The sequence below is a fragment of the Synechocystis sp. LEGE 06083 genome (genome assembly GCF_015207725.1).
GTDB lineage: Bacteria > Cyanobacteriota > Cyanobacteriia > Cyanobacteriales > Microcystaceae > Synechocystis > Synechocystis salina.
In genome coordinates this window covers 1-8,981 of sequence record NZ_JADEWJ010000159.1, presented here as the reverse complement: position 1 = coordinate 8,981, position 8,981 = coordinate 1, and the positions used below count along the sequence as shown (strand labels likewise).

Below are 8,981 nucleotides of genomic sequence, written 5' to 3'. Positions count from 1 at the left end.
GGTCATTACGGGGAACTTCACCATCGACACAGCCAATGATCTGGCGGTGCAACTGCGGGGCGGCTCCCTACCATTCCCGGTGGAAGTGGTGGAAAATCGCACAGTGGGGGCTACGTTGGGGCAGGAAAGCATCCGGCGCAGTCTGGTGGCGGGATTCGTTGGTTTAGCCTTGGTGTTAATTTTTATGGCGGTTTACTACCGTTTGCCGGGGGTAGTGGCGGACGTTTCCCTAATTATTTATGCGGTTTTGACCCTAGCGGCCTTTGCCTTGGTGGGGGTGACCCTGACCCTGCCCGGTATTGCCGGTTTTATCCTCAGTATTGGTATGGCAGTGGATGCCAATGTATTGATTTTTGAACGAACTAGGGAAGAATTACGGGGGGGCAATACCCTCTATCGCTCGGTGGAATCGGGCTTTTTCCGGGCTTTTTCCAGTATTTTGGATAGTAATGTCACCACCCTGATTGCCTGTGCAGCCCTGTTCTGGTTTGGTTCCGGTTTGGTGAAAGGCTTTGCCCTCACCTTGGCGATCGGGGTCATGGTGAGTTTGTTTACTGCCTTAACCTGTAGCCGTACCCTTTTACTGGTGATTGTGCTCAGTCTGCCTAAGGTTCGTCAAAATCCCAAACTGTTTTGCCCAAATCTCTCGGTCCCGGCTAAATCATAAATTAACTGTTTACTAAAAATTCTTTTTTATTCTCCCTGACCAATCTTAAAAACTATGAAATTAGACCTGTTCAAATGGGAAAAACCGGCTTGGATTGCCTCTTCCCTTTTGGTGTTGATCAGTATCATCGCCATGGTAATTTCCTGGGTACAGTTCCAAGCTCCCTTTAAGCCCGGTCTGGATTTTGTCGGGGGCACCCGTTTGCAATTACAACTGGAATGCGCCAGTAAGAATAATTGCCCTGCGGCGATCGATGTGGCAAAAGTGCAGGATATTCTCAATGGAGTGGGCCTGGGTAACAGTAGTGTGCAGGTGATTGAGGACTATACCCTTTCCATCCGTCAACAAACTCTGGATGTGGAACAACGGGAAACGGTGCAGAAAGCACTGAATGAGGGCATCGGCAAGTTTGACCCGGAAACCATCCAAATCGACACCGTTGGCCCCACCGTGGGTAAGGCTTTATTCCGTTCTGGGGTGTTGGCTCTAGTGATTTCCCTCCTGGGCATTATTATTTATCTAACTATCCGTTTTCAGCTTGATTACGCTGTTTTTGCCATTGTGGCTCTGCTCTACGATGCGTTGATCACCATGGGGGCCTTTGCCATTTTTGGCTTACTAGGAGGGGTGGAAGTGGACAGTCTTTTCCTGGTGGCCTTACTGACCATTATTGGTTTTTCTGTCAATGACACCGTGGTAATTTACGACCGGGTGCGGGAAACCCTAGAGCGCCATCCCGACTGGGATATTAACCATGTGGTGGATGATGCTGTCAATCAAACCTTGACCCGTTCCATTAACACTTCTCTGACCACTTCTTTACCCCTGGTGGCAATCTTTCTTTTTGGGGGCGATAGTCTGAAATTCTTTGCTTTGGCTTTGATTATTGGCTTTGCTTCCGGTGTTTATTCCAGTATATTCATGGCCACTACCCTCTGGGCCTGGTGGCGTAAACGGCGATCGCCTCGGAGTCCCAAGGGAGAAGTGGTGGCAGAGGTTTAATTTTTCACCTTTGCCTAATTAAGCCTGAATTTCCGCTCCCCTGCATTCCCCTGGTTGTGAAGCTTGGGCGAAGCTTGGGCGAAGCTTGGGCAAATCCCCCAGACCAAAGTTAGTACCGGCAGCAAGGCAGCAGAAAGGTCAAAGCCTTATGGGAAAATGGTCACAATTTAGCTTTTAGCTTTGCCAATCTCCCATGGAATTTAGCCAACTCGTAGAACGTCTACAACCCCAGATCCAAACCCACAGCCTAGAAAAATTTGGCGATCGCAATCCAACCATTGGGGGCGTTGCGGCCTTAACGGAGGCATTGCCGGGGCAAATTAGTTACGTCGATAGTGCCAAGTATGCGCCCCAAATGCAGGCGACCCAGGCCAGTGCGCTGATTTTACCCCTGGATGAAAAACTTCAAGCAGAAGCGGATGCCCAAGGCATAGCCTGGTGTGCCACCGCCCAACCCCGGTTGCTATTTGCGGCGGCGATCGCCGTTTTCTATCAGCCCTATCGTCCCCCGGCCGGTATCCATGGCACAGCAGTCATTGATCCCTCGGTGCAATGGGGTGAGGAGGTCAGTATTGGCCCCCATGTGGTGATTTATCCCAACGTGACCATTGGCGATCGGGTTTGCATCCACGGCAATGTAGTCATTTATCCAGGGGTTACCATTGGCAACGACACCATACTCCACGGCAACTGCACCATCCACGAACGGACGCAGATTGGCCAAGGTTGTGTAATCCATAGCGGAGCGGCGATCGGGGCAGAAGGTTTCGGCTTTGTGCCCACCCCTGAAGGTTGGTTCAAGATGGAGCAATCAGGCAAGGTGGTTTTAGAGGACGGGGTAGAAATTGGCTGTAATAGTGCGGTAGATCGTCCCGCCGTGGGGGAAACCCGCATCGGCAAAAATACTAAATTGGACAATATGGTGCATGTGGCCCATGGTTGTCGCATTGGCGAGGCCTGTGCCCTGGCCGGTCAAGTGGGCTTAGCCGGGGGAGTCACCATCGGTAACCGGGTTATCCTCGCCGGACAAGTGGGAGTAGCAGATAAATCCCAGATCGGCGACGGGGCGATCGCCTCTGCCCAAACGGGAATCCACGGCAAAGTGGGAGCCAAGGAAGTAGTTTGTGGCAGTCCCCACATGCCCCATAAGCTTTATCTCAAAGCCTCTACCATCTACAAACGTTTGCCGGAAATTTACGACACCCTGAAAAAATTGAAAAAAGTTTAATATTGCCCAACGAAAAACCCCACCCTAGATTACCGGGATGGGGAGTTTCTCTTTTAGGTTCAATTGTTTAAACCGGCCAGCCTTGCCCAAAGGAAAAATAACGTTTTTTACTTCGCAGCGGCGGCTACTTTCACCACTTCACTAAAGGCAGCGGGGTCTAATACGGCCAACTGGGCCAACATTTTGCGGTTGATTTCAATGTTGGCTTTTTTCAATTGTCCGGTTAGCTTGCTGTAGCTCATGCCTTCTTGGCGAGCAGCGGCGTTGATGCGGGTAATCCACAGACGACGAAAATCCCGTTTACGCTTACGGCGATCGCGGTAGGCATTACGCAGGGCCTTCATCACCTGTTGGTTAGCGGTGCGGAAAAGTTTGGAGTGGGAACCCCGGAAACCTTTGGCTAACTTGAGAATTTTTTTGCGGCGTTTGCGGGCGACGTTGCCCCGTTTAACTCTGGTCATAGTAAATTTAAAAAACTAAAGATAATTCCAGCCTTGCCCGGGAAACTGGTTTGGGGTCAGAACTTTACTGAGATCTTCCCCATCCCAACTTCCCCTGGTACCTAGCTGAAAAGTGAGCAAAAATAGCGTTAACTACTCAATTACATATAGGGAAGCATGAGCCGGACATTTTTTTCATCGGCTTCATGCACCAAAGCAAGGTTGGAAAGACGACGATGGGTCTGTTCGGAACTCTTATGTTCCAATAGGTGATTTTTAAACGCTTTACGACGGATAATCTTTTTGCCACTGCCGGTTGGGCGAAATCGTTTGGCGGCGGCTTTACGAGTTTTAAGTTTGGGCATAATGTGGCTGGTAATCGAACACAGTCTTCCACTATACCATGGCTAACCCAGACATTGGACTTTTTCTCCCCTAATCTCCCTGGGGAAAGCGTTCCCACAGATCTGTGCATTGCCGTAAACTCCGGTGCTTACCATGGCCCAAAATGAGATGATCCAATACCGGAATTTGCAAGTATTGAGCCCCCTGGAGTAGTAATTCCGTCAGCCGGATATCTTCCGGGCTTGGATCTAGCCCACCGGAGGGGTGATTATGGGCCACAATCAGCTTAGTGGCACCCTGTTTAATGACCTCACGAAAAATTTCTCTGGGGTGAATTAGGGTCTCTGTGGCGGTGCCAATGGTAATCACTTTGGTGGCTAGCAAACGGTTTTTCACGTCTAGCATGACAATGGCAAAATGTTCCTGGGCCTGCCACATCAAATCTTGGCTCAAGGCGATCGCCGCTGCTTCTGGACTATCCACCACCATTTTTTCTAGGGGGCGACTTTGAAAGACCCGTTTACCCAATTCCACTGCCGCTAAAATTGTGGTGGCTTTAGCGGGGCCAATGCCAGGAAAAGCAATTAGTTCCTGGGGATGGATACTACGCAACACGTCCATGGGGTCCTGACGATTTTGTCCCAACTGTTGCAAGATATATTGTCCCAGTCCCACCGCCGACAGCTTACCTTTGCCCTGGCCTGTGGCCAATAGAATGGCAATCAATTCTGCATTACCCAGGTGCTTGGCCCCATATTTGAGCAGTTTTTCCCTGGGGCGTTCATCCTCCGGCAAATCGGCAATTCTCAGGCTATAGCTCATTGCTTACCGCCACCGTTAAACCGCACTGGAGACAATGGCGCTCGCCAACACTGAGGGGATAACCACAACCGTCACAAAGAGCATGGGAACCCACCTTTAAACCTTCTTGCACCGCCACCCGTTGGTCAAAAACAAAACATTCCCCCTGCCACAAACTCTCTGCTGAGGACACAGTTTCCAGGTAATGTAGGATGCCACCCTGGAGATGGTAAACCTCCGAAAATCCCTCTGCCAGCAGATAGGCACTGGCTTTTTCACAGCGGATTCCCCCGGTGCAAAACATTGCTACTTTTTTATTTTTTTGCTGATCCAGATTATTTTTCACATAGTCGGGGAACTGACGAAATCTTTTGGTGCGGGGATTAATTGCTCCTTGAAAGGTGCCGATCGCCACTTCATAATCGTTGCGGGTATCAATCACCACCACATCGGGGTCTTGAAGCAGTTCATTCCACTGCTGGGGGGAGACATAGGTTCCCACCTGTTTTTCTGGAGTCACCTGGGGCAGGCCAAGGCTGACTATTTCGGGCTTAATTTTCACCTTCATCCTTTGGAACGGAGTGGTTTGCGCCCAGGAATGACGCTGGGGCACACTGATTATACTCAAATCCGCCGCTATGGTTTTGACAATTTCCTCGATAGCTTCTGACTCACCGGCAATCGTGGCGTTGACCCCTTCCTCCGCCAACAGAATAGTTCCCTTTAGCCCCAGGCGATCGCATAACTCCTGCCAACGGCTTTGCTTTTCTGCCAAACAATCGAGCCTGGTGAAGTGGTAAAAAGTTGTTACCTGGTGAGCCATAGGAAAGCGGAAAAATCCTTGCTTGTTGTGAACTTCTATGGCTATAATAGCTGAGGTTTGTTACCAAAAGGCGTAACATTCGCCGGTTCAAGGGGGTTTAGCTCAGTTGGTAGAGCGCCTGCTTTGCAAGCAGGATGTCAGCGGTTCGAGTCCGCTAATCTCCATCTTCACCAGCACTGATAGCGGTGATAGGTAAATTTAGACCCCGCAGTAGTTCCTGGTAGGCCTGCCACTCCCAAAAAGGTTCCGGTTCTTGTCGGTGTACTGCCACAATTTCTTGACTCAGCCGCAACACCAATTCCCGGTCCTCTTGTTTGGGGATTTCTTCAGTTAAATTATCGAAGTTCACCTCAACCCCTTGTAAGAGGTAATCCTGCAACTCCTGTCGTAGATGCTGAGGATCGGATCCGGTGCCTTTGAACACCTGACTGAGGTTATCCAAAATAATGGCCATTTCTGTCTCCGAAATTTTGCCATCGGCGGCGGCCACAGCGGCCACTGTGCGGAGAATTTTAAACTGTTGGGGCGAAAGGCTGGGAGCTTCCCCTAAATATACTTCAATTACCTTCGGATCATTTTGAATTTGATCCATGTTGCCTTCGCACAATACCGAACCTTGATGGAGTACTGTCACCTTGCGGGCAATTTGGCGCACAAACTCCATATCATGTTCAATCACAATGATGGAATGGCTTTCCGCTAGGGCCAAGAGTAAATCTCCCACATTTTCGGTTTCCTCATCGGTCAATCCCGCCACTGGTTCATCCACCAATAGCAGGGTAGGGGACTGGGCCACCAACATACCAATTTCCAACCGTTGTTTTTCACCGTGGGAGAGCAGGGCGGCCGCCAAGTGAGCTTTGGGAGTCAGGCCAACGGTTTCCAACAGTCCTCCCACACTACGCCGCTCAGTTCCGGTGGCTTGCCCCATCAGGGTACCCCAAACCGATTTGTTGCGATTCACTGCCAAGTCTAAATTTTCCGCCACTGTCAGATTGAGATATACCCTAGGGGTTTGAAATTTCCGCCCCACTCCTAGGCGAGCAATGCGATATTCCGGAATTTTACGAATGTCCTTGCCCTGGAATAAAACCCTGCCCTCCGTTGGTTGAACTTTGCCGGTGATCACATCCAAAAAAGTGGTTTTGCCTGCGCCGTTGGGGCCAATAATGACCCGCAATTCCCCTGGATTCATGGAAAAAGTCAAGTGGTTGAGGGCCCGAAAGCCGTCAAAGCTCACTGTTAGGTCTTGAATTTCTAAGATTTTGCTGGTCATGGGCAATGGGGACAACCTAAAAATTGGGCCAGGACAAAGCCGGGGCAAACATTCCTGCTTGTCAATTCAAACAAGGGCTAGAGCGGAAAACTGTTTACCAGGAACGAAATTTTTTGCATTGCCATAGTCTTGTGGCTAATTTGCCCAGTTTGGCTGCCATCGAAGAAAAAAAATTACCTAGTTATCTTGCCAGGGATTCGGAGGAAACACCACCTTCAGAACCATTGCCATCTAAATTATTACCATTTTCGCCATCGGTTTCTAAATCTGCCTGTTGCCAATCCGTTGGCGATCGCCTGGTTAATTCCTCTAGGGAACGGGGCACTAGGCTAACTTTTTGGTTTTCTACCGGAATATCAGCATTCTCCACTGGGTCAACTAGGGCGTAGAGAGAATCCCCTGCAAAGTCCGGATTCCCTAGTTGGAGGCGGTGGGTTTTGCCATTGACCAATTGAATGGTTAATTCTGTCCCGGCAGGACTGAGGCCATAGTCCTTCAACTCTACTGTCGACACCTCAAAATCCCGGCTATTCTGACTGCCCAAGACCACACCGAGCAAAAAATCTACCCCTGGGGCACTCACCGCCACTGGGTCGGGATTATCCATCAACCAAACAGACTTACCATGGTCAGCTTTGGCCTGGCGATAAAGTTTAATGCTTGTTGGGGGCGGACCAGACTCGGTAATGGTGACGGACTGGACCAAATCAGCACTGAAGTCAAAATGGCGGGCTTGCGGTTGGCTTTCGATAACAGTTGCTTCATCTTGGGAGTGACGGCCCAGTTCCCAGGCCCCTACCCCCAATCCCATAATTAAGGCCACTACCCAGAGCAACCAAGTGCCGCGCTTTAGTTTCAATGCCATAGGCCAAGCCCGCAATCACTATTCAACCTAGGGCGATCCGGGTGCAGGGGCGATCGCCGGGTCGGTCTGTTGTTGCTGCATTTCCATTAGCCGCTGCTGTTGGAGTTGCTTGAATTGGTCTGCGGCCTTATTAATATTTCTTTGGGTATCCTCGGCAAAATCTGACCCATTGCGGGTACGACTCAAATTGGCATTGTGAATCAACGACATGGGGTCAAAGCCTCCCCCCAAGCCCTGCTTACTAGGGTCAACGTTGTTGGACACGAACGGATCTTCCCCTGGGGCGGTGCCAGTGGACTGACCCTGAACGGGGGCTAGGTTGATGCCCAATAAGCCAGTGGCGAGGGCACTGAGGGTTAAACAGCGGGTTAGCTGGGCTGTCTTCATCGTCATCAGGCTCCAGGTGATTAATTGGTCTACGATTCTAAAACTCAAAATCGTCGGGATCCGGAAGTTAGGCAAAGATAGCCAAAATTATAGAAAGCGACGTTTGAGCAAAGGCTGAATTAATAACAATACTAAACCATCAAATAGAACTAGCACCCCTAGCACCTGGGCAAAATTCAAACTGAACCAAGGGGCAGTTAAGACCGTACTCCCCAAACCCCAGTCACCATTGAGGTAGATATACCGGATGGGCTCGATGGCATAGGTTAAAGGATTCAAGCTAGCCACCACCTGCAACCAATGGGCCATGAAGTCCAGGGGCGCCAGGGCCGTACTGGCGAAGAGTAGGGGTAAATTGGTGACGAAAATAACCGCAATCAATTCAATATGTCCCGGTAAAGCAAAAGCTAAGCCTAAACTTAGGGCCGTTACCCCCAACACAATCAGAAAAACAATCAAGGCGATCATCCCCAGGCCAACGCCGTTGGGCAAACCAGCCCCCAGTAGGGCACTGGCCCCCACAATTACCGCCGCTTGGATCAGACTCAGGCTAATGATATAGACCGTGGAGGCGGCCACAATGGAATAGCGAGAGGCCAGCGGGGCCACCAGTAGGCGGTTCAAAAAACCAAATTCTCGGTCAAACATCACCGGCAGACCGGCATTCAGCGCTCCAGAAAAGGCAGTAAAAACGATAATTCCCGGTGCTAGAAATTGGGCATAGTTGAGGTCATTACCAAATAGACCCTGGGGCGCATTGAGAAATAGGGCACCGAAGAGTACTAGCCACATAAAGGGCTGGATAATGCCCGCCACTAGGGTAGTGGGGCGCCGCTGCAATTGGATAAATAACCTCTTGGTTAGGGCAATGGTTTCTTGGAAAAACTCCGCTGCTAGGCTGGGGGGATTGGCTGGGGCGGCCTGGGGAGCCAGCAGAGAGGTGATTTTAGGAGGGGTAAGGGTTTGGCTCATAAGACTTTGGGGTTGACGGCAGTTAAATTAATTTTGCTTAACTTTGCATTTACTGAGGAGAAGTTTTGCCTTGGAGACCATGGTAGGAAATTTTTTCTACCCTTGCTTTCATCGCCCCGGAAAAGTTGCCAGGAGATTTATCAACGTCGCAGGTGATTGGCTTTCATTGCTTGTT

General features: G+C 50.3%; 11 protein-coding genes and 1 tRNA gene. 4 read left to right on the top strand and 8 right to left on the bottom strand.

Annotated elements, in window-relative coordinates:
• From secD to lpxD, 3 genes are all read left to right on the top strand, one after another.
• The coding region (gene secD / locus IQ219_RS12595) for a protein translocase subunit SecD (protein WP_194072830.1) at positions 1–667 on the top strand (667 nt) is incomplete at its 5' end.
• Between the two features lie 54 nt (positions 668–721).
• Positions 722–1,669 (top strand): protein translocase subunit SecF, encoded by a 948-nt coding sequence (gene secF / locus IQ219_RS12590; protein WP_194072829.1) that lies wholly within the window; start codon positions 722–724, stop codon positions 1,667–1,669.
• 193 nt (positions 1,670–1,862) lie between these two features.
• A complete protein-coding gene (gene lpxD, locus IQ219_RS12585; protein ID WP_194019867.1) occupies positions 1,863–2,897 on the top strand; it encodes a UDP-3-O-(3-hydroxymyristoyl)glucosamine N-acyltransferase in 1,035 nt (344 codons plus the stop codon).
• A 107-nt stretch (positions 2,898–3,004) separates the two neighbouring features.
• Here the strand turns inward: lpxD and rplT are convergent, their stop codons facing one another.
• The 4 genes from rplT to IQ219_RS12565 all read right to left on the bottom strand — a co-directional run bounded on the left by rplT (position 3,005) and on the right by IQ219_RS12565 (position 5,306).
• Entirely contained in the window at positions 3,005–3,358 is a 354-nt protein-coding gene (gene rplT, locus IQ219_RS12580) for a 50S ribosomal protein L20 (RefSeq protein WP_028947990.1), read from the bottom strand.
• 140 nt (positions 3,359–3,498) lie between these two features.
• Positions 3,499–3,702, bottom strand: coding sequence for a 50S ribosomal protein L35 (gene rpmI / locus IQ219_RS12575; RefSeq protein WP_190597561.1), 204 nt, complete (start codon positions 3,700–3,702; stop codon positions 3,499–3,501).
• A 70-nt stretch (positions 3,703–3,772) separates the two neighbouring features.
• Entirely contained in the window at positions 3,773–4,504 is a 732-nt protein-coding gene (gene radC, locus IQ219_RS12570; protein WP_194072828.1) for a DNA repair protein RadC, read from the bottom strand.
• Positions 4,494–5,306, bottom strand: a complete 813-nt coding sequence (locus IQ219_RS12565; RefSeq protein WP_194072827.1) for a rhodanese-related sulfurtransferase — start codon at positions 5,304–5,306, stop codon at positions 4,494–4,496. The genes radC and IQ219_RS12565 overlap by 11 nt, the downstream gene beginning before the upstream one ends.
• A 91-nt stretch (positions 5,307–5,397) precedes the next feature.
• On the opposite strand from IQ219_RS12565, the gene IQ219_RS12560 reads away from it, so the two are divergent.
• Positions 5,398–5,470: transfer RNA gene (locus IQ219_RS12560), tRNA-Ala, on the top strand.
• On the opposite strand, the gene urtD is transcribed toward IQ219_RS12560, so the two are convergent.
• From urtD to IQ219_RS12540, 4 genes are all read right to left on the bottom strand, one after another.
• A complete protein-coding gene (gene urtD / locus IQ219_RS12555; protein ID WP_194072826.1) occupies positions 5,461–6,582 on the bottom strand; it encodes an urea ABC transporter ATP-binding protein UrtD in 1,122 nt (373 codons plus the stop codon). The genes IQ219_RS12560 and urtD overlap by 10 nt on opposite strands.
• A 181-nt stretch (positions 6,583–6,763) precedes the next feature.
• Positions 6,764–7,447 carry a hypothetical protein gene (locus tag IQ219_RS12550; RefSeq protein ID WP_194072825.1) on the bottom strand — a complete coding sequence of 228 codons (684 nt, stop codon included), beginning with the start codon at positions 7,445–7,447 and terminating at the stop codon, positions 6,764–6,766.
• Between the two features lie 27 nt (positions 7,448–7,474).
• Positions 7,475–7,834 carry a hypothetical protein gene (locus IQ219_RS12545; RefSeq protein ID WP_228017034.1) on the bottom strand — a complete coding sequence of 120 codons (360 nt, stop codon included), beginning with the start codon at positions 7,832–7,834 and terminating at the stop codon, positions 7,475–7,477.
• Between the two features lie 87 nt (positions 7,835–7,921).
• The gene (locus IQ219_RS12540; protein ID WP_194072824.1) at positions 7,922–8,806 is read right to left on the bottom strand and encodes an ABC transporter permease; all 885 of its coding nucleotides are present in this window, start codon (positions 8,804–8,806) and stop codon (positions 7,922–7,924) included.
• Positions 8,807–8,981: the final 175 nt, after the last annotated feature.